The following is a 25,644-nucleotide window of genomic DNA, read 5'->3' as shown; positions in this document are numbered from 1 at the left end:
CCGCCGTCGCGGCCGGCTGCCTCAAATACCCAATATGCTAAAATCCACGGGTTTTCCTCTTCGGCCTCAACCTCCAGCATGCCGCTATCCGAGCCCGTGCCCCGTCAGTTGCGACATCGACGCGCAATCCGAGCGGAAGCCTACGAGCGCGACGACGGCTTGTGGGACATCGAAGCCTGCCTGACCGACCACAAGCCGCGCGATGTCGCGCTTGCGTCGGGCATCCGGCCCCAGGGCCTGCCGATCCACGAACTCTGGCTGCGCGTGACCATCGATCGTGACCTCAATGTCGTCGACGCCGAAGCGTCTTCGGAATGGGTTCCCTATCCCGGTCACTGTCAATCCGCCCCTCCCGCCTATCGGGCCCTCATCGGGCTCAACCTTTTCCGCAATTTCCGCCGCAACGCGAACCGGCTGCTCGCCGGCGTCGCGGGTTGTTCCCATCTGACCGAACTGTGCGCCGTGCTGCCGACGGCAGCGATCCAGGCGTTCGCCGGTGACGTGTGGAACGTGCGCGAAGAGGGCGGCGAAGGGCCGGACCATGACGGCGAGCACGTCGAGCCGCCTTTCCAGCTCGGCCGCTGCCGGGCATTGCGGTTCGACGGCGAGGTCGTGCGGCAGTACTACCCGCGGTGGTACGGCCCGCTTCGGCCGGATCTGCCCGGTGAGGGCAGCACGAAGGAATGAACGGAAATCATTCGAAGAAGCGTCTTAAGCGACATTTCATCCAACTCTCAGACTGAAGGGAATCACGCATGAAGATTCACGAGTACCAGGGTAAGGAAATCCTGCGGAAATTCGGAGTCGCGGTACCGCGCGGCAAGCCGGCGTTCTCGGTTGACGAGGCCGTCAAGGTGGCAGAAGAGCTCGGTGGCCCGGTTTGGGTCGTGAAGGCTCAGATTCACGCGGGTGGCCGTGGCAAGGGCGGCGGCGTGAAGGTGGCGAAGTCGATCGAGCAGGTCCGCGAATACGCGAACCAGATCCTCGGCATGCAGCTCGTCACGCACCAGACCGGTCCGGAAGGCCAGAAGGTCAATCGCCTGATGATCGAAGAAGGCGCCGACATCAAGCAGGAACTGTATGTCAGCCTCGTCGTCGACCGCATCTCGCAGAAGATCGTGCTGATGGGTTCGAGCGAAGGCGGCATGGACATCGAGGAAGTCGCCGAAAAGCACCCGGAACTGATCCACAAGGTCATCGTCGAGCCGTCGACGGGCCTGCTCGATGCGCAAGCCGACGACCTCGCCGCGAAGATCGGCGTGCCGGCTGCTTCGATTCCGCAAGCACGCGCGATCCTGCAAGGCCTGTACAAGGCATTCTGGGAAACCGACGCATCGCTGGCTGAAATCAACCCGCTGAACGTCTCCGGCGACGGCAAGGTCATCGCACTCGACGCGAAGTTCAACTTCGACTCGAACGCGCTGTTCCGTCACCCGGAAATCGTCGCGTACCGCGACCTGGACGAAGAAGATCCGGCTGAAATCGAAGCGTCGAAGTTCGACCTCGCGTACATCTCGCTCGACGGCAACATCGGCTGTCTCGTGAACGGCGCAGGCCTCGCGATGGCGACGATGGACACGATCAAGCTGTTCGGCGGCGAGCCGGCGAACTTCCTGGACGTCGGCGGCGGTGCGACGACCGAGAAGGTCACGGAAGCATTCAAGCTGATGCTGAAGAACCCGGACCTGAAGGCGATCCTCGTGAACATCTTCGGCGGCATCATGCGCTGCGACGTGATCGCGGAAGGCGTGATCGCCGGTTCGAAGGCCGTGAACCTGAACGTGCCGCTCGTCGTGCGCATGAAGGGCACGAACGAAGACCTCGGCAAGAAGATGCTGGCCGATTCGGGCCTGCCGATCATCTCGGCTGACAGCATGGAAGAGGCTGCGCAGAAGGTCGTCGCGGCTGCCGCAGGCAAGTAAGCGCGCTCAATGAATAGGTATGGCGGCGCGGTTTGCACGCGACGCCAATCGAACAGAGGTCAAAATACATGTCGATTCTGATCAACAAGGACACGAAGGTCATCACGCAGGGCATTACCGGCAAGACCGGTCAATTCCACACGCGCGCCTGCCGTGAATACGCAAACGGCCGCGAAGCATTCGTCGCGGGCGTGAACCCGAAGAAGGCCGGCGAAGATTTCGAAGGCATTCCGATCTACGCGAGCGTCAAGGAAGCGAAGGCCGAAACCGGCGCGACCGTGTCGGTCATCTACGTTCCGCCGGCAGGTGCTGCCGCTGCGATCTGGGAAGCGGTCGAAGCCGACCTCGATCTCGCGATCTGCATCACGGAAGGCATCCCCGTGCGCGACATGATCGAAGTGAAGGACCGCATGCGTCGCGAAGGCCGCAAGACGCTGCTGCTCGGGCCGAACTGCCCGGGCACGATCACGCCGGACGAACTGAAGATCGGCATCATGCCGGGTCACATCCACCGCAAGGGCCGCATCGGCGTCGTGTCGCGTTCGGGCACGCTGACGTATGAAGCGGTTGCTCAGCTGACGGCACTGGGCCTCGGCCAGTCGTCGGCAGTCGGTATCGGCGGCGACCCGATCAACGGTCTGAAGCACATCGACGTGATGAAGATGTTCAACGACGATCCGGATACGGATGCAGTCGTGATGATCGGCGAAATCGGCGGTCCGGACGAAGCCAATGCCGCCGAGTGGATCAAGGACAACATGAAGAAGCCGGTCGTCGGCTTCATCGCGGGTGTCACGGCGCCTCCGGGCAAGCGCATGGGCCACGCCGGCGCGCTGATCTCGGGCGGTGCGGATACGGCCGAAGCGAAGCTGGAAATCATGGAAGCGTGCGGCATCACCGTCACGCGCAACCCGTCGGAAATGGGCCGCCTGCTGAAGAAGGCGCTGTAATTTCCGCGTGGTTTGTCCTGCAAAAAACGCCGGCTTCGCCGGCGTTTTTTGTTATGCTCGCGCAATGAATTTGTAAGCCCCGGGGCTGCGCGATGCATGTCCCGGCATTGACCCGGGCCGCCTGTTCGACAGCCGTGGCCCCGCACCCGATCACCCGATACTGCTCATGCTTGAATTCCTGACGTCGCTCCACTGGGGCGCGGTGTTTCAGATCGTCATCATCGACATTCTCCTCGGCGGCGACAACGCGGTCGTGATCGCGCTCGCATGCCGCAACCTGCCCGCCAACCAGCGGCTGCGCGGCGTCGTGTGGGGCACGGCCGGCGCGATCCTGCTGCGGGTCGCGCTGATCGCATTCGCGGTCGTGCTGCTCGACGTGCCGTTCCTGAAGTTCGGCGGCGGCCTGCTGCTGCTGTGGATCGGCGTCAAGCTGATGGCGCCGGACGCCGATGCGCACGACAACGTGAAGCCGGCCGACCGGCTGTGGGACGCGGTGAAGACGATCGTGATCGCCGACGCCGTGATGAGCCTCGACAACGTGATCGCGATCGCCGGCGCGGCCGAGCAGGCCGATCCGTCGCACCGGCTGGCGCTGGTGATCTTCGGGCTCGTCGTCAGCGTGCCGATCATCGTGTGGGGCAGCACGCTCGTGCTGAAGCTGCTCGACCGCTTTCCGGTCGTCGTCGCGCTGGGCGCCGGGCTGCTGGGCTGGATCGCCGGCGGGCTGATGGTGCACGACCCGGTCGGCGACCGCTGGCCGGTACTCGATACGCAGGCCGCGATCTACGGCGCGAGCATCGCCGGCGCGCTGTTCGTCGTCACCGCGGGTTACGCGCTCCGGCGCCGCCGCGGCGTCCCGCGCGCGCATTGATGTTGGCCGTCCGGCCGACTGCCGGGGCCGCGGCCCGCTGGCTACGATCGAAACGCCTGCCTGATCCGGCAGGCGTTTTTCGTTTCCGGAGCCAGTCATGTTCGAAGCCTTTTCCGTTTCCCTGTTCCGTCGCATCGCCGCCGATCTGCGGCGCGCGCGCCGGCCGGCGCCGCGCTGGCGGCCGGCCGGCTTCACGCTGATCGAGCTGATGATCGTGCTCGCGATCGTCGGCGTGATCGCGGCCTACGCGATTCCCGCGTACCAGGATTACCTCGCGCGCTCGCGCGTCGGCGAGGGGCTCGCGCTCGCGTCGTCCGCGCGGCTCGCGGTCGCCGACAATGCCGCGAGCGGCGCGGGCCTCGACGGCGGCTACAGCCCGCCGGCCGGCACCCGCAACGTCGAGTCCGTCGTCATCGACGGCGACACGGGCCAGATCACGGTGGCGTTTACCGCCCGCGTCGCCGCGGCCGGCGCGAATACGCTCGTCCTGGTGCCGTCCGCGCCGGACAAGGCCGATACGCCGACCGCGCGCGTACCGCTGAAAAAGGGCACGATGCAGGCCGGGGCGATCGCATGGGAGTGCTTTGCCGCCGGCAAGGCTGCGTCGTCGCTCCCGGCGCCGGGAGCGGGCCCGCTACCGGCGGAGGCCGCGACGTTGCCCGCGAAATATGCGCCGGCGGAATGCCGCGCGTAGGGGCGGGGGCATGCCGGCCAGTGCGGGGCCGCGTGGACGGCACGGCGCCCGCCGTGCCGGCGGGTTGCGCCGGTCGCAGCGGTCGCGCCGCGTCGGGTGACGGTGCGACGGGCCCGCACAGAGCGGGGAAAGTTTTGTATAGTGCGCCGGTTGCTGACATCCGGTTCGCTCATGCCTTCTACTTTTTCCCGCTCGTTGCCGCTCGTTGCGCTGGCTGTCGCCCTGATCGTGCCGTACTCGATCACGAATCACACGTATCCGATTCCAACCTTCTATTCCGAATTTGCCGCGCTGGTGCTGTATCTGCTGGTGGGGCTCTCCGTCGTCCTGCTCGCGCGCACGGGCCGCCCGGCCGAGCCGTTCGCCGCGCCGGCCGCGTTCGTCGCGCCGCTCGGGTTCGCGGCGGTGCTGATCGCGCAGGTCGCGCTGATGCCGCTGAAGGTGCCGTCGATGAACTGGCTGGCGGTCGGCTATCTGGCCGCCGCGCTGGTCGCGATGCAGGCCGGCTACACGCTCGCGCGCGAGGGGCTCGCCGAAGCCGTCGCGCGGATGATGGCCGGCGCGCTGCTCGTCGGCGGGGTGTTCGCGGTCGCGAGCCAGATCGTGCAGTTGTTCCATCTCGAGTCCGCGGTGTCGCCGTTCGTCGTGGTGTACAACATCGCGGTCGATCGCCGTCCGTATGGCAACATGGCGCAGGCGAACCACCTGGCGACCTACATCGCGTTCGCGCTTGCGGGCGCGCTGTATCTGGCGCAGACGCGCCGGCTCGCGGCGTGGGCGTGGTTCGCGCTGTCGGTCGTGCTGTCGGTCGGGCTCGCGCTGACGGTGTCGCGCGGCCCGTGGCTGCAGGTCGCGGTGCTGGTCGTCGCGGGTTTCTGGATGGCATGGCTCGAGTCGCGCCGCGCGCCGGGCAATCGCCGCGCATGGCTGATGCCGGTCGCGCTCGCGGTGATCTTCGTCGCGGTGAACGTCGCGGTGCGCTGGGCCAACGTGCACTTCCACCTGGGGCTCGCCGAGTCGGCGGCCGACCGGATGCGCGACGCGGGGCAGATCGCGCCGCGCCTCGCGCTGTGGAAGTACGGGCTTGCGATGTTCCGCGAGCATCCGTTGCTCGGCGTCGGCTGGGGCGAATTCCCGTCGCACCAGTTCGCGCTCGTGCGTACGCTCGGCGGTGTCGAGATCGCGAACAACTCGCACGACATCTTCATCGACCTGCTCGCGAAGTCCGGCCTCGTCGGCCTCGGCGTGCTCGTCGTCGCGCTCGTGACGTGGTTCGTGCGCGCGGTGCGCGCGCCGCAGTCGAGCACGCGTGTGTTCGGCCTCGCGCTGATCGGCATCCTGCTGATGCATGCGCTCGTCGAATATCCGCAGCAATACATGTTCTTCCTGCTGCCGGCGATGTTCGTGATCGGCCTGCTCGACGTGAAGCCGCTGCGTATCCTGCCGGGCCGCGTGGCGTTCGGGCTGTTCGCGGTGCTGTCGGTCGGCGGCGTGCTGGCGGCAGTGCCCGTGCTGCGCGACTACCAGCGCGCGGAAGTGCTGTACTACGGCAGCGAACCGGCCGCGCAGTACCGCGACGCGCCGTCGCGGCTGTTCGGCGCGTGGGGCGATTACGGCGCGGCCACGCTGCTGACGATTTCGCCGGACAACCTGCCGCTCAAGCTCGTCGCGCACGAGCGCGCGATCGCGCTGCTGCCCGGCGAGACGGTGCTGCGCCGCTATGCGGCGCTGCAGGCGCTGGCCGGCCGCGACGCCGACGCGCTCGATACGGTCGCGCGCCTGCACGTGTTCGCGAAGGAGTTGAAGGATTGGCCGCAGCAGCTTGGGTTGCTGTACAAGCTGTGCGACCAGCAGCCGGCGCTGAAGGCGTTCAAGGCGGCGGTGGTCGCGAAGTACGGGGAAGTCCCCGCCGACGCGGACGACGACGACTCGGACGACGATTCGGAGTGACGCCGCGCGGCGCCGGGCGGGGAATCCCGGCGTCGGTCGGATTGCGGTGGAGCAGGGGAGCGATGGCGGCCCTGGGCGGTGCTGCGATTGCTTCCCGCGAAGAATGGATGCCCGCCGGATATGGCGCGATTCGCGTCAACCATTGTCAAATCGCCGCCACGCGCGAGGCGGCGCGTGCACAATGCGCGAAAGCGTTCGCGTGCATGGCCGCCCGGAGCGGGCCGCAGGCACGAACGCTGCCCCCGGATCTCCGGGAACCCGCGAAGCAGGATCGCGACCGGGCAACCATCGGTCGTGCGGCCGCAACGGGGCGCCGGTCCGATGGCCGCGGCGCGGGGCGATGCACGCGCTGCGGCCGGACGATGTCGGCCGGCGCGGCAATCGTCCGCAACAGTACTCAAGAACGATATTCGACCATGGCTCTTCGCTCGACCATCCTGATCCTGCCTGCCGTCGCCGTGCTGCTTTCCGGCTGCGCGATGCTGTCGTCGTCGCAGGAAAGCAAGCTGACCTGCCGCATTCCGCGCGCCGTCTATCCGGATGGCGCGAAGCCGCTCACGCGTCCCGTCACCGTGCTCGTGCGCGCGCTGATGACGACCTCGGGCGAAGCCCAGAACGTCACCGTGACCACGAGCAGCCGCAATGCCGCGGCAGACCGCGCGGCCGTCGACGCGATGACGCATGCGAGCTGCGCGCAGACCGGCGCCACCGCGAATCCGTTCCTGCTCACGCAACCGTTCGTGTTCGAGCCGCGTCGCGGCGAGTGATGGGCGGGCGACGTGGCCGGTCATGCCGCGGGCGTTGTCCGATTCTGCGGACGTGGCCCGCGGCAAGCGCATCAGTGGGCGATCAGAATTGTCGCTTCCGCAGCGTGTAGGCGAACACCGAATAGAGCGTATTCGTTTCCGGGTCGAAGTAGCCGCCCTGCGAGGCCGTGTCGGTGGTTTGCTGCCAGGTCTTGCCGGCATCGGTGCTGCTGATGGTCAGGTCGATGGGCGAGCCGCCGCCGTTTGCGGTGTTTGGATCGGTTGCGTGAACAAGCAGAACGCCGTTGCGCCCGACACTCAGCCCGTTGAGCGTCAAGCGGTCCTCGAACGTGTGCAACTGCCGGATGCGATCAGGATGCTCGCTGGTCCAGGTCGAAATGCCTCCTGTATCGCGGTTGTCGCCGGATGCATTGGCCGCGCGTGACAGCACATACAGCGGGTAGTCTCGATACGGTGCTGGCGGTGCTTCGAGGCCGACGACGTGGCCGGGTAGCTCGGCTTCATGGGCGAAGTCCGGCTGATCCCAGTCGAGCCTGCTGACGATGCTGGTCGGTTGCGGATAACCGGGCTCGTTGGCCAGATAGGCGACGCGCAATGTACCGTCCGGGCCGAGGGCGACTCCATCGAATGATCTGCGCGGCTTGCCTGGGATGATTGCGCCCGGAGGCGCCTTGATTTCCTGCCACGATTGGCCGCCGTCTGTCGTTCGCCAGACGCGCGGTCCCCAGCCGATCGCGTAACCACGCTGGGCATCGATGAACAGCAATCGGCCGATGTTGTGATCCGCAGGCCATTGGAGTTGGGACCAGTGCTGGCCGCCGTCGCTCGATTTCCAAAGCCTCGTAGTCTGAAGGACCGCGCCGTCGTCGGGGCGAGGTGCCTTGTAGTCCATCCAGCCGGTACTGACGTACAGGACCCGCCAGTCGGGCGAGTACCACCATGACGCGGTCTGGCCCGGTTGTTGGAAGTGGCGCAAGACGCTACCGCCCAGCGTGCCGCGCAGGAAACTGACGGTGGACCGGTTCAGCCGCTCGTTTGAATCGTCCATCCACGGTTCGGCGAACTCCGCGACGTCCGGGTTCTTCTGCTCGCTTTCCGGCTTGAACGTGAGTTCCGGTCTTGCAACCTTCAACGACATGAAGTCGTTGCGCTGTACGCGAAATGCGCCTGCGCCGTACGGCTTGTCGTTGCGCATGAATTCGGTCGATACCGTTTCCCACCCTGAAGTCATTCCCGTATATCGGTAAATAGCGATCGGCAGAACAAGAACGCATCCCGCGATCAAAAGCCATCGTTTGCTTTTTCGCATGTCACGCATGTCACTTCACCAGCGGTCTTCCGAGTGCCTTGCCGACCGGATCATCGACGTCCCATTCCTCGGCCTTGTTCCTCAGCCCGGATGGCGCGAAGCCGCTCACGCGTCCCGTCACCGTGCTCGTGCGTGCGCTGATGACGACCTCGGGCGAAGCCCAGAACGTCACCGTGACGACGAGCAGCCGCAATGCCGCGGCAGACCGCGCGGCCGTCGACGCGATGACGCATGCGAGCTGCGCGCAGACCGGCGCCACCGCGAATCCGTTCCTGCTCACGCAACCGTTCGTGTTCGAGCCGCGTCGCGGCGAGTGACGCGAGGCACCGTGGCCGCTGATGCATGTGCGGCGAGGGCCGTCGTACGCGAGACAGTTCGCTGCGGCTCGCGATCGCGCAGCCGCAGCGAGGGCGGGCCACCGAGGCTTCCGGTGCGCGCTCAGAAGGTCCGTTTCTTCAGCGTATAGGCATGCAGCCAGTACAGCGTGTTGGTCTGCGCGTCGAAGTAGCCGCCCTGTGCGGTCTTGTCGGTCGTTTTATTCCACGATTTGCCGGCGTCGGTGCTGCTGAACGTCAGGTCGACCGGTGCGCCGCCGCCGGTGCCGCCGTTTCCGGAGTTCGGATCGGTCGCATAGACGAGCAGGAGGCCGTTGCGACCGATGCTCATGCTGTCGAGCGTGAGCTTCTCGTCGAACGTGCGCAGTTGCTGCACGGCCTCGGGATGGTCGTTCGTCCACGTGGAAATGGCGCCCGTCCGGCGACCGTTGTCGGGACCCTCGCCGTTTTGCGGCTTGTCGAGATGCGACAGCGTGTACAGCGAATAACGTGATCCTGATCCCGGCGTGGGCGGCGTGGTGTCGAGCGCAGTGACGACCTGGCCTGGCAGCACGGTATCCGTCACGAATGCGTGCTGCCCCCAGTCGAGCCGATCGACCACGCTGTGACCCGGTGCTTCGGCAGTCTGTGCGACGTAGTAGGCGATCCGCAGAACCCCGTCCGGGCCGAGGCTGACTGCATTGAAATCCTGGCGCGTGTCGCTGCCGCTTTGGGCATCGGCCGGCACGTCGATCGCCTGCCACGTGTTTCCGCCGTCCGCGGTCCGCCATATGCGGGGGCCCCAGCCGGCCGCGTAGCCACGCTGCGGATCGAGAAAGAGCAGGCGGCCGATGTTCCGGTTTTCGGGCCATTGAAGTTGCGACCATGTCTGGCCGCCATTGCTCGATTTCCACAGCCTGGTAGTTTGCGGCGCGTCGCCGCCGTGCGCCTCGGGAGCCTTGTAGTTCATCCATGACGTGCTGATGAACTGAACGGTCCAGTCCGGCGAGTACCACCAGGCGGCCTCCTGGCCGACCTGCTGGAAATGGCGCTTCATCCCGCCGTCGATCGTGCCGCGGAAGAAGCTGATCGTCATGCGGTTCAGCAACTCGCCGGTGTCGTTCATCCATGCTTCGGTCGGCTCGGGCCGCTGCGGCTTGTTCGATTCGGCCTGCGGCTTGAACGTCACCTCGGGATTGGCGAGCTTGACGCTCATCACGTCGTTGCCCTTGATGCGGAAGTTGCCGCCGCCATACGGCGCGTCGTCCCGCATGAAGCTTGTCGAAATCGTCTCCCAGCCCGTCGTCATATTCACGTACCCGTATGTTGCAATGGCCAGGGCAACGAGGCCACCGGCGATCCATTTCCAGCGCTTGTGTTTTCGCATGTCACTTTTTCAGCAAACGTTCGAGCGCGCGGTTAACTTCGTCGGCCGCATCCGAACCCCACTCGCGTGCCTTGTCGGCGGCGTCCGAGCCCCACTCGCGCGCCTTGTCGGTGGCGTCCGAGCCCCACTCGCGGGCTTTGTCGACCGCGTCCTTGCTCCATTCGCGCGCTTTTGCCTTGGCGACGGGAATGCCCGCGTCGATTGCCTGTTTGCGCGTGCGCCCGTCGGCCCATTCCTCGATGTTCGGCCGCCTGCCGATCTTGATGAGATCCGAGACCGGCAGGCCGGCCAGCCCTCCGTCCAGATACGCCAATGGGTGAGTGACAAAGGCGAAGGTCTTGAACGTATCTCCGCCCTTGTCCAGTTCCAGTTCGTATCGCTTCACCTGCATCGAGAGCTTGCCGTTTCCCGGTTTCGCGCTATTGAATGCGATCTGGTTTCCCTGCATGTTCTGATACAGCCCGATCTCGATGTATTTCTGAAGCCACCAGCGCGCGTTATCCAGCCATTTCTTTCCTTTTATCGTGAGGGCGGGATAGAGATTGGCGCCGTAATCCGAGCAATAGTAGTAGCCGTAACTCACATAGTAATCGGGCGGCTTATGCCCGCACCCGATATGGCGCATCATGAAATTACCGTGGCGGGACCAGTCCGAATCGGTGCTTTTCGGTTTGATCAGTTCCTCTCGCCGATGCAGCAGTTCATGGACGACTTTCTTGTCTTTCCACGGATCCCATGACGTTGCGAATTTCTTCACGGTCTCCCATGCGCTCGACACGCTGACCTTCTCTACCGTTTCCCAGTATTCGCCGTGAAGCGGCAGGTAGTAGAACGGGCAAGTACCAACGATGGAATCCGCCGCCGGCGTCACATGCTTGTCGCAGATATTGATTGCCACCTTCGGCCGATCCTTGTATCCCGTCGGCGTCAGCATCCCCGCGCCGGTACCCAGCACGTTGTCCTTCTGTTGCACGTCAGCCATTCGATTTCCCCAAGAACTTGACGACGACGTCGTGCGGCACGTGGCTCTGCGTGAGCCCGGTCTCGCCTGCCGCGTTGGTGACGCCTTCCGAGATCAGCGTGCCGTTCGAGAACATCTGGTATCGCGTATTCGCGACCGGAATGTCGGTGCCGGCCCAGTGCGCGATGAACGCCTGGTCGTAGTTGCCGCTCGAGTTCGGCAGCGTCGGCATGGTTTGCGACAGGTGCGTGGGGCCGTTGAACAGGTGCTGCGCACCCTTGATGTCGATCTTGCCGGGCGCGTGCACCTCGATGTTGCCGTCCGCGATGCGGATGTAGGCGCCGCCGGAAGTCAGCAGGATTTCCTTCGCTGCCGCGCCTTCGATCGACTGCGTGGCCGCCACCAGTTTCAGCGCCTTCTGCGCGGTCAGTTCGATGTTGTCCGCCTGCGCCTGGATTTCCACCTTGCCCTTGCCGGCGAACAGCTTCATGCCTGCGTTCTGCGCGAACAGGCTGATCCGGTCGAGGACGCTCGCGATCAGCGACTTGCCGGCCGCGACGTGCGTGCTTTGTCCGCTGACGAGGTTGACGTGCCGGTCCGCGGCGAACTGCACGGACTGCTGCGTCGACAGCGCGATGCCGGCCGGGCTGCCGAACAGCATCACGGGATCCTTGAACGCGTTGGCCGTGCCGGTGCCGCCGCCGGCGGTCCTGCCGCCCGCGGTGCTGCCGCTCACGCTGTTTTGCGTCGCATCGCTGAACTGCTTCAGCGCCGTGTGGCCGGGGTCGAGCGACTCCCCCTGATGCTGCGCGCTGACCTCCGACATCGTTTCCATCAGGCCCTCCGCGCGGACGAGCTGCTGTTGCGTTTCCTTCACGTCGAGCGGCTGGCTTGCCGGCTGCTTCGGGTGCGTCGTGACGTACAGCCCGCGGCTCGCGCGCACCGCGCCGTATGCATCCGAGCGCAGGTCGAAGCCGCTGCCGAGATAGCCGCCGCGATCGTTGCCCGTGTGGTCGATCAGGTAGCCCAGGTGCAGGTGCGTGTTGGCCTGGCTGCTGTACAGGTGTACGCGGTTCTGCGACGTCGCGTCGTCGAGTACCAGCTGGTTGTAGCCGGCACCCGCATATTCCTTCGACCGGTAACCTGACAGGATGCCGTTGCTGTGCCATTGCGGGCTCGTCGCACCGTTGTAGACCTTGCCGACGATGATCGGACGATCGCAGTCGCCGCCGAGGAAGTCGACCAGCACTTCCTCGCCACTGCGATGCGGATGAACGGCGCCATAGCCGTTTCCGGAATCCGACGCCGTGGCACGCAGCCAGCACGACGCCTTCTCGTCGCCGTCGTTCAGGCGGTCCCAATGGAATCGGACTTTGACCCGGTTGAGCGCGTCGGTGTGGACTTCTTCGCCCTGCGGTGCGACGGCGATCGCGGATTGCAGGTGCATCGGCGGTTTCGCGTGCTCGAACGGGCTGCGGAACGGCACCGTCGTGCGCTGCGCCTCGATGCTCACCTGGAAAATACCCTCGCTGCCGTCCGGATGCCGGACGTACGACAGGTCCGCGCCGCCGGCCCGCACGAGCTCGCCGATGTCGGCCTGCAGGCTGTGCGGGAACCCGGCCTGTCGTTCGGCGACCGGCAGGTTGTTGGCGATCAGCCAGGCCGTCTCGATCACCGCGAAGCGGCGCTGGCCCGCATCGTCCTTGTCGTGTTCGGGGTGATCGGCGAGCTCGAATGTGCGTCCCGCGTCCATGCGCCGGACGCCGCCGATGCCGTGAAAACGCTTCGCAAGCGACTCCTGCTGCTCCATCCAGAGCTTTGACAGATGGTCGCCGCGAGACTGTTCGGGGTACGTGTAGGCGCCGGTGTATTCGTAGACTTCGAGCTGCTGCGGCAGGTCGCCCTGGTTCGCGATCGTCGGCAGATGAGTCGCCTTCGGATTCGATGCGGTGGGCGGCTGCTTGTAGTCGAACGTGCGCGTCGTACGCTCGACGCTGCGCAGCGTGCGCGTGCCGGAGAACTGGACGAGCGTGTCGGCCTCGTCGCGTGCGCCGGCGTGATGAAAGCGCACGGTCGGCGGCGACAGCGCGGGCAGCGCGTCGATCCGGTCGACGACGACGAGCGTGTGCGACTTGCCGTCTTGCGCCTGCTCCCAGAAACCGTACAGGCCTTCCGATTCCAGCAGGCGGTGCACGAAGTTCCAGTCGTCCTCGTATTGCATGCAGAACGAGCGGGACGGCAGCGGCTGGTAGAGCCTGAAGTCGAAGCAGCCCCTGGCTTGCGGGTGCTGGTTCAGGACGTCGGCGATGATCTCGTCGGCGGGTTTGTCCTGCCAGATGCGCTGGTCGCGGCGGAACTTCAGGAAGTGCAGGAACGACGCGAAGACGATCTGGTAGTGCGTGAGGCCGCTGTCCGACCCGAGCCGGCGGGCAGCGTGCACATACCCGTGGTGCGGCGCGTACGACTTGTCGGCCTGCTGGATCCGCAGCGTGACGGGCTGCGCGATCAGCTTCTTGAGCTCGATGTCGTCGGACACCGACACGGCGTCGACGGTGAACTCGAAATGACGCCCGAGCCGGGAGCGTCCCTTGACGCGATGGGGCAGCAGGACGTCAGGGCCGAGCGGCGTCTCTAGCTGGACGAGTCGTTCGTCCTGGATCGGCCCGGCCAGCAGTGCGTTTCTCAATGCTTGCGAATTCATCACCCGTGCTCGCTTTTTTTGTGCTGGGTCGCACGCTCTCCCGTGCGGAATCCGCCAATTGTATGAGATAAACGGCAGCTATCTCGAATTTGCCTTTCAACGACATTTCAAATGCGGTCGGCGCGTCGGCCTGACGGGGCAGGGCGTGCACGTCGTCCGGTCGGGCAATGGTCGGGCGTGGGTGGTTCAGGCCGGATCGACCAGGCCCGGGCCGCTCAGCCCGCGACATCCTCCGCCTTCCAGTCCCCCGACTTCCCGCCGCGCTTCTCCCTGACGCTCACCTCGGTGATCACCATCCCGCGATCCACCGCCTTGCACATGTCGTACACGGTGAGCAACCCGACCTGCACGGCCGTCAGCGCTTCCATCTCGACGCCGGTCCGCCCGAACGTCTCGACCTGCGCGACGCAGTGCACGCCCGGCAGCGCATCGTCGAGTTCGAAGTCGACGGCCACGCGCGTCAGCGCGAGCGGGTGACACAGCGGAATGAGGTCGGCGGTGCGCTTCGCGCCCTGGATCGCGGCGATCCGCGCGACGCCGAGCACGTCGCCTTTCTTCGCCTTGCCGTCGCGGATCAGCGCGAAGGTCGCCGGCAGCATCCGGATCGTGCCGCGCGCGATCGCGATGCGTTGCGTTTCCTGCTTGCCGCCGACGTCGACCATGTGTGCGTGGCCGGCAGCGTCGAAATGGGTCAGTCCTGACATGTCTTGCTCCAGTGGAACGGCGTGCGCGCGCGAGCACGTCACCCGATCCTGCTTCGTGACCGGCCGGGGCGCCGAATCCCTCTCTGCACCCCGATCCGATCCAACGTTTCAACGGGCGCCTATCATAGCAGTGGCGTTCGCGGCACCGGGCGCGCAGATGGCGCACTTGCCGCACGGGACAGTTGCAATGTCGCCGGTACAATGACCCGAATATTCAGACCACACGCCGCAATGCGCGCCCGGCGCGCGGGGCGGCGTCGCTTTCATCCTGCCATGCGTGTCAAACAGTTGCTTGCCGTGTTGCTGTCGGCGGCGCTCGTGCTGCCGCCGAGCGGCCATGCACAGCGCACCTCCGCGCTGCCGCTCGAGCCGGCGACCGGCGCCTCGCCGTCGATCTCCACGCTGCCGTCGGGCATCGCGACCGGCGTGTTCGGCACCTACGGCGGCGCGGAAAGCCGGTTTGCCGGCGCCGACGGCGCGTCCGCCCCCGGCGCGAGCCTGCGCGCGCCGCTGCGCACGCTGGAGCTGCCCGACCTCGGCGACGGTTCCGGCGGTTCGCTCACGCCGCAGGCCGAACGCCGTCTCGGCGAGCGCGTGATGCGCGAGGTGCGGCGCGATCCGGACTATCTCGACGACTGGCTCGCACGCGATTACCTGAACGCGATCGCGAAGCGGCTCGCGGCCGCGGCGGCGGCGCGCTACATCGGCGGCTACATGCCGGACTTCGAACTGTTCCCGGTGCGCGATCCGCAGATCAACGCGTTCTCGATGCCGGGCGGCTTCATCGGCATCAACAGCGGGCTGGTCGTCACGACGCAGACGGAATCCGAACTCGCATCGGTGGTCGGCCATGAGATGGGCCACGTGCTGCAGCGGCACATCGCGCGGATGATCGGCGCGAACGAGAAGACCGGCTACACCGCGCTCGCGACGATGCTGCTCGGCGTGCTGGCAGGCGTGCTCGCGCGCAGCGGCGATCTCGGCAGCGCGATCGCGATGGGCGGGCAGGCCTATGCGGTCGACAATCAGCTGCGCTTTTCGCGGTCGGCCGAGCGCGAAGCCGACCGCGTCGGGTTCCAGCTGCTCGCCGGTGCCGGCTACGACCCGTACGGGATGCCGGGCTTCTTCGAACGGCTCGAGCGCACGTCGATGGGCGACGCGGGCGTACCGGCCTATGCGCGCACGCACCCGCTGACGGGCGAGCGGATCGCCGACATGGAGGATCGCGCACGCCGCGCGCCGTATCGGCAGCCGCACCAGTCGGCCGAATATGGCTTCGTGCGCGCGCGGTTGCGCATTCTGCAGAACCGCGCGCCGAACGACATCGCGGCCGAGGCGCGCCGGATGCAGCTCGAGCTCGACGATCGGACGGCACCGAACGTCGCGGCGAACGCGTACGGGATCGCGCTCGCGAACACGCTGCTGGGCCAATACGATGCGGCCGACAAGGCGCTCGCGTCGGCGCGCGCCGCGTTCGACGCGCGCGAGCGGCGCGCGGACGATCCGGCGACGAGTTCGCCGAGCCTCGACGTGCTTGCGGCCGACATCGCCCGCCGCGCGGGACGGACCGACGACGCGGTGCGGCTCGCGGCGCTCGCGCAGCGGCGCTGGCCGGCGTCGCATGCGGCGATCGTCGCGCACCTGCAGGCGCTGATCGCCGCGCGCCGCTTCGCCGACGCGCAGGCGCTCGCGCGCACCCAGGCTCAGGCGGACCCCGAGCAGCCGGACTGGTGGGATTACCTCGCGAAGGCGAGCGACGGCCGTGGCGACGTGCTCGCGCGGCGCCGCGCGCTCGCGGAGAAGCTGGCGCTCGACGGCGCGTGGCCATCGGCGATTCGCCAGCTGAAGGAGGCGCGCGACGCGAAGGATGTGTCGTTCTACGACCAGTCGATCATCGGCGCTCGGCTGCTGGAATTCGAGGCGCGCTACAAGGAAGAGCGCGAGGACGAGAAGAACGGCCGCGGATGATCGCCGCCAGGCGGGCAGGGCCGTGGGCGCGCGTCAGCCTGCGGCACTGCCGGCACCATCGTCCGACGCGTCCGATGGATGGCGCGCCCGCTGCGCGGGACTCGCGACGAAGCCGAACGTCGCCGGCACGTCGGCACGGGCGAGACTGCCGAGCGGCAGCGTGTGCCCGTCGCGCCAGCGCAGCACGGGCGGCGTCGCGTGGAAGTCCGCGTGATCGGCGAACAGGCCGAGGTCGTGGTCGTGCAGCGCCGCGATGCGCGGCGGCGTGCCGGGCGCGCGAAACAGCACGCCGCCCGCATCGTCGAGCCACGCGGCGTCCGGCTCGAACGGCGCGCCGGTCTGGTCGGCCAGCGTGAGCTGCCCGTCGCGCTCGGCCAGGCGCACGACCCACGGCGTATAGGCGAGTTCGACGTACACGCGTTGCGGCCCGTTCTGGAAGAACCACTGGCCGTGCGCATCGCATTCGTAGTTGCGCCCGATGAACGCGTTCAGCGCCGCATGCCGGACTGGCGAGCCGAGCTCGCCGGCGGCCTGCGCGGCGTCGTCGCGCAGCCGCCACTCGCCGCGCCGGTCGAGCAGCAGCCAGCCGGTGCAGTGCGGTACGTTCGGCCACTTGGCGAGGGCCTGCCTGACGATGTCATCCATGGTCGACGAATTTCGAGCAATAGCCGAACACCCGCGCCGACAGCCAGTCGAGGCGGCCGGGGAACGGCCCGGTCATGAATCCCGCATGGCCGCCGTCCGCCGGCTGGTCGAGCTCGACGGCCGGCGACACGTCGGCGGCGCTCGGCAGCGCGGATTCGGGCAGGAACGGATCGTTGCGGGCGTTGAGGATCAAGGTGGGCACGTCGATCGCGGGCAGCAGCGGGCGCGTCGTGGCCTGGGTCCAGTAGTCGTCGGCGTTGGCGAAGCCGTGCAGCGGTGCAGTCACGACTTCGTCGAAGTCGCGCATCGTCACGGCCCGCAGCATCGCGTCGCGATCGAACAGCCCCGGATACTGGTCGAGCTTCGCGAGCGCCTTGCGTTTCAGCGTCTTCAGGAAGCTGCGCGTATAGACCATCGCGAAGCCCTGCGACAGCGCGCGGCCGCCCGCGTGCACGTCGATCGGCGTCGAGATCGCGGCGGCCGCGTGCACGATCGACGTGTCGCTGCGGTGCTCGCCGAGCCAGCGCAGCAGCACGTTGCCGCCGAGCGACACGCCGGCCGCGACGATCGGCCCGCGATGCCGCGCGGCGAGCCGGCGCAGGATCCAGTCGACCTCGGCGCTGTCGGCGAGATGGTAGAAGCGCGGCTGCCGGTTGAGCTCGCCGCTGCAGCTGCGAAAGTGCGGGACGACCGCGTGCCAGCCCTTCGCGCGCGCGGCGGCCATCATTGCCAGCGCGTAGTGCGAGCCGGAACTGCCTTCGAGGCCGTGGAACAGCACGAACAGCGGCGCGTCGGGCGGCGGCGCGGCACTGTCGAGATGCGCGACCCAGTCGAGATCGATGAAGTCGTGGTCGGGGGTTTCCCATCGCTCGCGTCGGTACGCGACCGCCGGACGCCGTGCGAACAGCGCGGGCACGATGGTTTGGGCATGGCTGTTCGGCAGCCAGCGCGGTGCGCGATAGCGCAGTGAATCGTCGTCGGGGGCCGGGGCCCCGGTCAGCGGCGAGGTGGGCGGAGAAGCCGTACTCATGATCGCCCCGCTAATGCGTTGTTGCTTCGTTACGTCGTCAGTGCAGCGGACCCTGCCCGTGACGGATCTTCGCGGCGAATTGTCCGGCCGCCTGTTCAGGAATCGGGCTCGCGTGGATATGCGCGATGCGCCACTCGCCGCGTTCGTGAATCATCACGTACGTGGCAAAAACCATGTCGGGATCGGCCGTCAGGTCGGCCTGCTGATGCGCTTCGGCGATCGTGTAGACGACGGTGCCGAGGCTGTCGTACACGCGGATGTCGAGCGGTTCGATCGTCACCGGGCGCGTCGCGAGCCGGTTGGCCAGCCCGCTGCGGATCTGGTCGAGGCCGTGCAGATGCTCGCCGTCGGCCCAGACGCAGCTGGCGAAGTCCTCGTCGATCCACAACCCCAGCAGCGCGTCGAGATTGGCATCGGCGACGGCCTGGTAGTAGGCGTTCAGCGTATCGGCAGCGGCTTCGAAAAGGCGGGCAAAACGTGGCATCGGGGTTATCTCTCGCGCGCGTCGCGCGCCGTATTCAGCACGGCGGCCCGGATGGAGCCGCCGTACACCGGTGAATCGGATTGCCCGGCGCGTCGTGCGACGCTGCCGGCCAGGGTCAGCGCTGCCCGACGAGCATGCCGCGCAAATCGCCGAATACCTGCTCGGGACCGAGTTCGCGCAGGCACTTCAGATGGCCGAGCGGGCACTCGCGTTCGAAGCAGGGACTGCATTCGAGATGCAGCCATTGTACCTTCGCCAGGTCCGACAGCGGAGGGGTGTGGCGCGGATCGGTCGATCCGTACAGCGCGACGAGCGGCCGGCGCAAGGCGGCCGCGACGTGCATCAGCCCCGAATCGTTGGTCACGACCGCGTTCGCGCGCGCGATCAGCGCGCATGCCTCGGACAGCGACGTCTGCCCGCACAGGTTGCGCACGTTCGGCGCGTGGTCGGCGATCGCCTGCGCGGCGGCGGCGTCCTTCTGCGAGCCGAGCGCGACGATCTGCGTGTACGGGAACGACTGGTGAACGATCGTCGCGAGCGTCGCGAAGTGCTCGGGCGGCCAGCGCTTGGCCGGGCCGTATTCCGCGCCGGGGCAGAACACGACGAGCGGCTTGCGCGTATCGAGATTGAAACGCGCGGACACGCGCGCCGTCTCGTTCAGGTCGGCGTCGAGGCGCGGCGCGGGCAGCGTCTTCATCGACTCGGGCAGCTTCGCGCCCGGCGCATACGCGAGCGCCGCGTAGTGGGTCGTCATCGGCGGACGTTCGGCCGACTTGTCCGGGTTTGCGTGCCGCACGTTCAGCAGGCCATAGCGGTGCTCGCCCGTGTAGCCGATCCGCAGCGGGATGTTCGCGAGCCACGGGATCACCGCGGACTTCAGCGAATTCGGCAGCACGTACGCCGCGTCGTAGCCGACGTCGCGCAGGTCGCTCGCGAGCTGCCAGCGGCGCAGCAGCTGCAGCTTGCCGTGCGCGAGGTCGGTCGCGTAGACATCGTGGATCTCGGGCATCCGCTCGAGCACGGGCGCGACCCAGGTGGGTGCGACGGCATCGATCGCGATGCGGGGATGGAGCTTCTTCAGCAGCGCAAAAAGCGGCTGCGCCATCAATGCGTCACCGATCCAGTTCGGTGCGATAACCAGCGCTCGACGCATCAGGTCGACTTCCGATGTCGTAATGAAGCACGGTGCACAGGCACCGCGTTCGGGTTGTCAGAACAGGAAAAGGGCGGCGCGCCGGGATTCCGGCTGCGCCGCCTTGCGTGCGGCGGGCCCGCGGGCCCGGCCGGCCGGGGCTCAGTGGCCCTTCACCACCTCGCCGTCGCGCAGCTTGTAGCGCGTGCCGCAGTACGGGCAGCGCGCCTCGCCGTGCGACACGTCGATGAACACGCGCGGGTGCGCGCTCCAGCGCGCCATGGCCGGGTTCGGGCAGTAGGCGGGGAGATCCTTGGCCGTCAGCTCGACCAGCGGCATTTCCTTGATTTCGCTCATGAGACTTTCTCTTATCACTCTTTTGTGGGGCGGTCGGTGGCGCAGCGCGCTCAGACCTTCGTCAGCCAGTGCGCGTACTTCGCGTTCTTGCCCGACACGATATCGAAAAACGCCGACTGGAGCTTTTCCGTGACCGGGCCGCGCGCGCCGCTGCCGATCGTGCGGTTGTCGAGTTCGCGGATCGGCGTGACTTCGGCGGCCGTGCCGGTGAAGAACGCCTCGTCGGCCGTATAGACCTCGTCGCGCGTGATGCGCTTCTCGATCACCTCGATGCCGGCGTCCTTCGCGAGCGTGATGACCGTGTCGCGCGTGATGCCGTCGAGGCACGACGACAGGTCGGGCGTGTACAGCTTGCCGTTGTTCACCAGGAAGAAGTTCTCGCCGGAGCCTTCCGACACGTAGCCGTCGACGTCGAGCAGCAGCGCTTCGTCGTAGCCGTCGGCGGTCGCTTCCTGGTTCGCGAGGATCGAGTTCACATACCAGCCCGACGCCTTCGCGCGCACCATCGACACGTTCACGTGGTGGCGCGTGAACGACGACGTCTTCACGCGGATGCCCTTCGCGAGGCCTTCCTCGCCGAGGTACGCGCCCCACGGCCAGGCGGCGATCGCGACGTGGATCGTGTTGCCCTTCGCCGACACGCCGAGCTTTTCCGAGCCGACCCAGATGATCGGGCGCAGGTAGCACGACTCGAGCTTGTTCTCGCGCACGACTTCGAGCTGCGCGGCTTCGAGCGTTTCCCGGTCGAACGGCACGTCCATCTGGAAGATCTTCGCCGAATTCAGCAGACGTTTGGTGTGCTCGCGCAGGCGGAAGATCGCGGTGCTGCCGTCTGCCGTCTGGTACGCACGCACGCCCTCGAAGACGCCCATGCCGTAGTGCAGCGTATGGGTCAGGACGTGGATCTTGGCGTCGCGCCAGTCGATCAGCTTGCCGTCCATCCAGATCTTGCCGTCGCGGTCGGCCATTGACATAGGATTCTCCTGGAAGCGGTGAGGTGCTGCGGGTTGTGTGCAGCGTTGAGCCGGAAAGACGCATATTTTAGCGTCATTTGGCGTCGAGCCGGTCGGTCGGCCGAGGGCCGGGGCTATAATCCTCCGGCACCGATTCCAATGACGACGGGCCGTGCCGGCGGGAGACGCCGGAGCCCGGACGAACCGCCCGCTGCGGCCCGCTTTCCCATGCTCGCTCGATTGTCCGCCACCGACCGCTTCGCGCTGATCCAGGGCGCGCGCGACTATTCCCCGACCCTGATGGCGATCCTGTCCTGGGGGCTCGTCACCGGCGTCGCGATGAGCAAGTCGGTGATGACGCTCGGGCAGGCGAGCGCGATGTCGATCTTCGTCTACGCGGGCTCGTCGCAGCTCGCGGTGCTGCCGCTCCTCGTCGCGAAGCTGCCGATCTGGACGATCCTGCTCACGGCCACGATGGTCAACCTGCGCTTCGTGATCTTCAGCGCCGGGCTTGCTCCCCATTTTTCCTACCTGCCGCTGTGGCGGCGCCTCGCGATCGGCTATTTCAACGGCGACGTGATCTACCTGCTGTTCCAGAAACAGGGCTTCGCGAACGGCCACGTGCCGGGCAAGGAGGCGTATTTCTGGGGGATGGCGCTCGCGAGCTGGGCGTCGTGGCAGGTGTCGTCGCTCGCCGGCATCCTGCTCGCGAGCTTCGTTCCCGCGAGCTGGGGGCTGGAGCTGGCCGGCACGCTCGCGCTGATCCCGATCATGGTGTCGGCGGTCGCGAACCGCTCGACGCTCGCGGCCGTCGCGGTCGCCGGCATCGTGTCGCTCGTCGCGTTCGACCTGCCGTACCGGCTCGCGCTGCCGATCGCGGTGCTGGCCGCGCTCGCGGCGGGCAGCATGGCCGATTTCTTCGTCGAACGGGCCGACTGGCGGCGCATCCGGACCGAAACCGTGCACGAGAAGGAGATCGAATGAGCGCGACCGAGATCTGGATCGTCATCGTCGGGATGACGATCGTCACGGCCGTCACGCGCGCGCTGTTCCTGCTCGGCGGCGAACGCACCGTGCTGCCCGAGCGCGCCCAGCGCGCGCTGCGCTACGCGCCGGCCGCCGCGCTCGTCGCAGTCGTGCTGCCCGACGTGCTCGAAACGCCGGCCGGGCTGTCGTTCGCGCTGTCCAATCATCCGTTCTACGCGGCGCTCGCCGGCCTCGGCTGGTTCTTGTGGCGGCGCAGCATGCTCGGTACGATCATCGTCGGGATGCTCGTCTTCACCGTACTGCGCCTGATCTTCTGACGAATCGCCGCGCCGGCCGGCCGGGCGCCGGCCACGGGCGCACGCGCATTGCTGCATTGCGGCAAGGGGTCGATGGCCACGCGCGATCCCAAATAGGCGGAATTCGCCGCCGCACGGGTCAGTCTGCCGGATGGATCGGCTAGAATGCCCGTTCGAGATTTTTTACCCGTGCGCGTCATGCGAACCGCCAGCCACGGCCGCATCCGGCGCCCTTTCGCGGCAGCCCGCGCACGTCCAGCGTGAACCCCCTTTCCCCATCCACTACTTCAATCTGTTCAACATGAGCCAAGTCAAGCGTCTTACCGACCTGATCGCCGCCGGCCAGCTCGCCGGCAAGCGGGTGTTCATCCGCGCCGACCTGAACGTCCCGCAGGACGATCAAGGCAACATCACCGAAGACACGCGCGTGCGCGCGTCCGTGCCGGCCATCCAGGCCGCGCTCGACGCCGGCGCGGCCGTGATGGTCACGTCGCACCTCGGTCGTCCGACCGAAGGCGAATTCAAGCCAGAAGACTCGCTCGCGCCGGTCGCGAAGCGACTCGCCGAACTGCTCGGCCGCGACGTGCCGCTCGTCTCGAACTGGGTCGAGAACGGCGTGAACGTCGCGCCGGGCCAGGTCGTGCTGCTCGAGAACTGCCGCGTGAACAAGGGCGAGAAGAAGAATTCGGACGAGCTCGCCCAGAAGATGGCGAAGCTCTGCGACGTGTACGTGAACGACGCGTTCGGCACCGCGCACCGCGCGGAAGCGACCACCCACGGGATCGCGAAGTACGCGCCCGTCGCGTGCGCGGGCCCGCTGCTGGCCGCCGAACTCGACGCGCTCGGCAAGGCGCTCGGCAATCCGGCGCGTCCGCTGGTCGCGATCGTCGCCGGTTCCAAGGTGTCGACCAAGCTGACCATTCTCAAGTCGCTGGCCGGCAAGGTCGACCAGCTGATCGTCGGCGGCGGCATCGCGAACACGTTCATGCTCGCGGCCGGCCTGTCGATCGGCAAGTCGCTCGCGGAAGCCGACCTCGTCGCCGAGGCGAAGGCGATCATCGACGAGGCGCGCGAGCGCGGCGCGTCGGTGCCGATCCCGAGCGACGTCGTCACCGCCAAGGAATTCTCGCCGACGGCAGCAGCCACGGTGAAGCAGGTCGCCGACATCGAAGCGGACGACATGATCCTCGACATCGGCCCGGATACGGCCCGCGCGCTCGCCAGCCAGCTCGAGAAGGCCGGCACGATCGTGTGGAACGGCCCGGTCGGCGTGTTCGAGTTCGACCAGTTCGGCAATGGCACCAAGACGCTCGCCGAAGCGATCGCCAAATCGTCCGCGTTCTCGATCGCGGGCGGCGGCGACACGCTCGCGGCCATCGCGAAGTACGGCATCCACGACCAGGTCAGCTACATCTCGACGGGCGGCGGCGCCTTCCTCGAGTTCCTCGAGGGGAAGAAGCTGCCGGCGGTGGAAGTGCTCGAAACGCGGGCGGCCTGAGCGTGGTGGCGCGCGCAGGGGTGACGAAGGCCGCGCGCTCCGCGAAAGCGGAGCAGCCGGCCGGCGCGGGCAAGCGCAAACGCGCGCCCGCGCGGGCGAACTCAACCCCGCGCGCACCGGCGGCCGCCGGCGACGCGGCCATGCAGCACCACGAGATTCAGAACAAAGCGATGCCGGGCGCAAGCACCGGCACGCCCCCCGGAACGGCCGCCGCTGGGCTCGCCGATTCCGGCTCTCGCAGCGTTTCACCCAGCGCATCCACCTTGATCCAGATGAGGAGTTTCATGCAGCGCGCCACCAAGATAGTCGCCACGATCGGCCCGGCTTCCAGTTCGCCGGAGATTCTGCTGCAGATGATGCAGGCGGGCCTCGACGTCGTGCGGCTCAATTTTTCGCACGGCACGGCCGACGATCACCGCCAGCGCGCCGAGATGGTGCGCGAGGCCGCCCGCAGGGTCGGCCGCGAGATCGCGATCATGGCCGACCTCCAGGGCCCGAAGATCCGCGTCGGCAAGTTCGAGAACGGCAAGACGACGCTCGTGCCGGGCCAGGCCTTCATCCTCGACGCGGGCTGCGAGCTCGGCAACGACGAGCGGGTCGGCCTCGACTACAAGGAGCTGCCGCGCGACCTGAAGCCGGGCGACCTGCTGCTGCTGAACGACGGCCTGATCGTGCTGACCGTCGAGCGCGTGCTCGGCGACGAGATCCACACGATCGTCAAGGTGGGCGGCGAGCTGTCGAACAACAAGGGGATCAACCGCCAGGGCGGCGGCCTGTCGGCGCCCGCGCTGACCGCGAAGGACATGGAGGACATCCGCACGGCGATGTCGCTCGGCGCGGATCTCGTCGCGGTGTCGTTCCCGAAGAACGCGACCGACATGGAAATGGCGCGCCAGCTCGCGAACATCGCGGGCGCGCCGTACGGCATCAAGCCGAAGATGATCGCGAAGATCGAGCGCGCGGAGGCGATTCCGGCGCTGCAGAGCATCCTCGACGCGTCCGACGGCATCATGGTCGCGCGCGGCGACCTCGCGGTGGAAGTCGGCAACGCGGCCGTGCCGGCGTTGCAGAAGCGCATGATCCGGATGGCGCGCGAGTCGAACAAGCTCGTGATCACCGCGACGCAGATGATGGAATCGATGATCCACGCGCCCGTGCCGACCCGCGCGGAAGTGTCGGACGTCGCGAACGCGGTGCTCGACGGCACCGACGCGGTGATGCTGTCGGCCGAGACGGCCGCCGGCAAGTACCCGGTCGTCACGATCGAGACGATGGCGGCCGTGTGCGTCGAGGCGGAAAAGTCGGAACACGTCGAACTCGACAAGGATTTCCTCGACCGCACGTTCACGCGGATCGACCAGTCGATCGCGATGGGCGCGTTGTTTACCGCCTATCACCTGGGTGCGAAGGCGATCGTCGCGCTGACCGAATCGGGCGCGACCGCGCTGTGGATGTCGCGTCACTACACGCACGTGCCGATCTTCGCGCTGACGCCGCGCGTCGGCAGCGAGCGCACGATGGCGCTGTACCGCAACGTGACGCCGCTGCACGTCGACTTCAACAGCGACCGCGACTCGGCGCTGCAGGCGGCGCTCGAGATCGTCGTCAAGCAGGGCTACGTACAGCACGGCGACATGGTCGTGCTGACCGTCGGCGAGCCGATGGGGCAGGCGGGCGGCACCAACACGCTGAAGATCGTGCGGGTCGGCGAACATTATTGAGCGCCGGCGTGCACCGGGCCGGTCCGTCGACCGGTCCGACGGC

Annotated in this window: 25 protein-coding genes; 13 read left to right on the top strand and 12 right to left on the bottom strand. The window is 67.2% G+C overall.

From position 1 onward, the window contains the following. Positions 1-78 precede the first annotated feature (78 nt). The 7 genes from NQV17_RS21610 (at position 79) to NQV17_RS21580 (ending at position 7,154) form a co-directional block, all read left to right on the top strand. Positions 79-687: a DUF2889 domain-containing protein gene (locus NQV17_RS21610; RefSeq protein ID WP_044844521.1), complete on the top strand. Its 609-nt coding sequence runs from the start codon at positions 79-81 to the stop codon at positions 685-687. A gap of 68 nt (positions 688-755) precedes the next feature. After that, positions 756-1,922, top strand: a complete 1,167-nt coding sequence (gene sucC, locus NQV17_RS21605) for an ADP-forming succinate--CoA ligase subunit beta (protein WP_006755512.1) — start codon at positions 756-758, stop codon at positions 1,920-1,922. A 68-nt stretch (positions 1,923-1,990) separates the two neighbouring features. Beyond that, positions 1,991-2,872, top strand: a complete 882-nt coding sequence (gene sucD, locus NQV17_RS21600; RefSeq protein WP_006477916.1) for a succinate--CoA ligase subunit alpha — start codon at positions 1,991-1,993, stop codon at positions 2,870-2,872. A gap of 166 nt (positions 2,873-3,038) precedes the next feature. Beyond that, positions 3,039-3,743, top strand: a complete 705-nt coding sequence (locus NQV17_RS21595; protein ID WP_044844520.1) for a TerC family protein — start codon at positions 3,039-3,041, stop codon at positions 3,741-3,743. Between the two features lie 97 nt (positions 3,744-3,840). After that, complete coding sequence (locus NQV17_RS21590; protein WP_257773807.1) at positions 3,841-4,437, top strand: pilin; 597 nt, start codon at positions 3,841-3,843, stop codon at positions 4,435-4,437. Positions 4,438-4,608: 171 nt separating this feature from the next. After that, complete coding sequence (locus NQV17_RS21585) at positions 4,609-6,387, top strand: Wzy polymerase domain-containing protein (protein WP_257773806.1); 1,779 nt, start codon at positions 4,609-4,611, stop codon at positions 6,385-6,387. Positions 6,388-6,449: 62 nt separating this feature from the next. After that, positions 6,450-7,154 carry a TonB family protein gene (locus tag NQV17_RS21580; protein ID WP_257773805.1) on the top strand — a complete coding sequence of 235 codons (705 nt, stop codon included), beginning with the start codon at positions 6,450-6,452 and terminating at the stop codon, positions 7,152-7,154. An 82-nt stretch (positions 7,155-7,236) separates the two neighbouring features. Here NQV17_RS21580 and NQV17_RS21575 read toward each other — a convergent pair whose 3' ends face one another. Then, a complete protein-coding gene (locus tag NQV17_RS21575) occupies positions 7,237-8,385 on the bottom strand; it encodes a glycosyl hydrolase (protein WP_257773905.1) in 1,149 nt (382 codons plus the stop codon). Positions 8,386-8,444: 59 nt separating this feature from the next. On the opposite strand from NQV17_RS21575, the gene NQV17_RS21570 reads away from it, so the two are divergent. Continuing rightward, complete coding sequence (locus NQV17_RS21570; protein ID WP_374692734.1) at positions 8,445-8,780, top strand: TonB family protein; 336 nt, start codon at positions 8,445-8,447, stop codon at positions 8,778-8,780. Between the two features lie 121 nt (positions 8,781-8,901). Here the strand turns inward: NQV17_RS21570 and NQV17_RS21565 are convergent, their stop codons facing one another. The 4 genes from NQV17_RS21565 to moaC all read right to left on the bottom strand — a co-directional run bounded on the left by NQV17_RS21565 (position 8,902) and on the right by moaC (position 14,530). After that, positions 8,902-10,086, bottom strand: a complete 1,185-nt coding sequence (locus NQV17_RS21565) for a glycosyl hydrolase (RefSeq protein WP_257773904.1) — start codon at positions 10,084-10,086, stop codon at positions 8,902-8,904. Positions 10,087-10,165: 79 nt separating this feature from the next. Continuing rightward, positions 10,166-11,146, bottom strand: coding sequence for a hypothetical protein (locus tag NQV17_RS21560; RefSeq protein ID WP_044844515.1), 981 nt, complete (start codon positions 11,144-11,146; stop codon positions 10,166-10,168). Continuing rightward, positions 11,139-13,826: a type VI secretion system Vgr family protein gene (locus NQV17_RS21555; protein ID WP_257773804.1), complete on the bottom strand. Its 2,688-nt coding sequence runs from the start codon at positions 13,824-13,826 to the stop codon at positions 11,139-11,141. Before NQV17_RS21555 ends, NQV17_RS21560 begins: the two co-directional genes overlap by 8 nt. Before the next feature lie 215 nt (positions 13,827-14,041). Beyond that, positions 14,042-14,530 (bottom strand): cyclic pyranopterin monophosphate synthase MoaC, encoded by a 489-nt coding sequence (moaC, locus tag NQV17_RS21550; protein WP_044844513.1) that lies wholly within the window; start codon positions 14,528-14,530, stop codon positions 14,042-14,044. 273 nt (positions 14,531-14,803) lie between these two features. Here moaC and NQV17_RS21545 point away from each other — a divergent pair, with 273 nt between their 5' ends. Continuing rightward, positions 14,804-16,498 (top strand): M48 family metalloprotease, encoded by a 1,695-nt coding sequence (locus NQV17_RS21545; protein ID WP_257773803.1) that lies wholly within the window; start codon positions 14,804-14,806, stop codon positions 16,496-16,498. Between the two features lie 33 nt (positions 16,499-16,531). On the opposite strand, the gene NQV17_RS21540 is transcribed toward NQV17_RS21545, so the two are convergent. The 6 genes from NQV17_RS21540 to NQV17_RS21515 all read right to left on the bottom strand — a co-directional run bounded on the left by NQV17_RS21540 (position 16,532) and on the right by NQV17_RS21515 (position 21,120). Further along, positions 16,532-17,143, bottom strand: a complete 612-nt coding sequence (locus NQV17_RS21540) for a DUF2946 family protein (RefSeq protein WP_257773802.1) — start codon at positions 17,141-17,143, stop codon at positions 16,532-16,534. Next, the gene (locus NQV17_RS21535; RefSeq protein ID WP_257773801.1) at positions 17,136-18,173 is read right to left on the bottom strand and encodes a hydrolase; all 1,038 of its coding nucleotides are present in this window, start codon (positions 18,171-18,173) and stop codon (positions 17,136-17,138) included. Before NQV17_RS21535 ends, NQV17_RS21540 begins: the two co-directional genes overlap by 8 nt. Positions 18,174-18,210: 37 nt before the next feature. Next, on the bottom strand, positions 18,211-18,657 hold the full coding sequence (locus tag NQV17_RS21530) for a nuclear transport factor 2 family protein (RefSeq protein WP_096507184.1): 447 nt from the start codon (positions 18,655-18,657) through the stop codon (positions 18,211-18,213). A gap of 115 nt (positions 18,658-18,772) precedes the next feature. Next, positions 18,773-19,810: a lipopolysaccharide heptosyltransferase II gene (gene waaF / locus NQV17_RS21525; RefSeq protein ID WP_257773800.1), complete on the bottom strand. Its 1,038-nt coding sequence runs from the start codon at positions 19,808-19,810 to the stop codon at positions 18,773-18,775. 141 nt (positions 19,811-19,951) lie between these two features. After that, positions 19,952-20,146 (bottom strand): zinc-finger domain-containing protein, encoded by a 195-nt coding sequence (locus tag NQV17_RS21520; protein WP_006749970.1) that lies wholly within the window; start codon positions 20,144-20,146, stop codon positions 19,952-19,954. Between the two features lie 50 nt (positions 20,147-20,196). Beyond that, positions 20,197-21,120 carry a branched-chain amino acid transaminase gene (locus NQV17_RS21515; protein WP_072442746.1) on the bottom strand — a complete coding sequence of 308 codons (924 nt, stop codon included), beginning with the start codon at positions 21,118-21,120 and terminating at the stop codon, positions 20,197-20,199. A gap of 207 nt (positions 21,121-21,327) precedes the next feature. Between NQV17_RS21515 and NQV17_RS21510 the strand changes: the two genes are divergently transcribed. From NQV17_RS21510 to NQV17_RS21500, 3 genes are all read left to right on the top strand, one after another. After that, positions 21,328-22,083: an AzlC family ABC transporter permease gene (locus NQV17_RS21510; RefSeq protein ID WP_257773799.1), complete on the top strand. Its 756-nt coding sequence runs from the start codon at positions 21,328-21,330 to the stop codon at positions 22,081-22,083. Further along, complete coding sequence (locus NQV17_RS21505) at positions 22,080-22,403, top strand: AzlD domain-containing protein (RefSeq protein ID WP_124833665.1); 324 nt, start codon at positions 22,080-22,082, stop codon at positions 22,401-22,403. Before NQV17_RS21510 ends, NQV17_RS21505 begins: the two co-directional genes overlap by 4 nt. Positions 22,404-22,683: 280 nt before the next feature. Then, on the top strand, positions 22,684-23,880 hold the full coding sequence (locus NQV17_RS21500; protein WP_124521091.1) for a phosphoglycerate kinase: 1,197 nt from the start codon (positions 22,684-22,686) through the stop codon (positions 23,878-23,880). Between the two features lie 157 nt (positions 23,881-24,037). On the opposite strand, the gene NQV17_RS21495 is transcribed toward NQV17_RS21500, so the two are convergent. Next, entirely contained in the window at positions 24,038-24,166 is a 129-nt protein-coding gene (locus tag NQV17_RS21495) for a hypothetical protein (RefSeq protein ID WP_257773798.1), read from the bottom strand. Between NQV17_RS21495 and pyk the strand changes: the two genes are divergently transcribed. Beyond that, the gene (gene pyk, locus NQV17_RS21490) at positions 24,165-25,601 is read left to right on the top strand and encodes a pyruvate kinase (protein WP_044844504.1); all 1,437 of its coding nucleotides are present in this window, start codon (positions 24,165-24,167) and stop codon (positions 25,599-25,601) included. The genes NQV17_RS21495 and pyk overlap by 2 nt on opposite strands. The last annotated feature ends 43 nt before the right edge of the window (positions 25,602-25,644 follow it).

This window comes from Burkholderia sp. SCN-KJ (genome assembly GCF_024656005.1).
Taxonomy (GTDB): Bacteria; Pseudomonadota; Gammaproteobacteria; order Burkholderiales; family Burkholderiaceae; genus Burkholderia.
The sequence above is the reverse complement of the archived record's forward strand: the minus strand, read 5'-3'. Positions and strand labels throughout refer to the sequence as shown.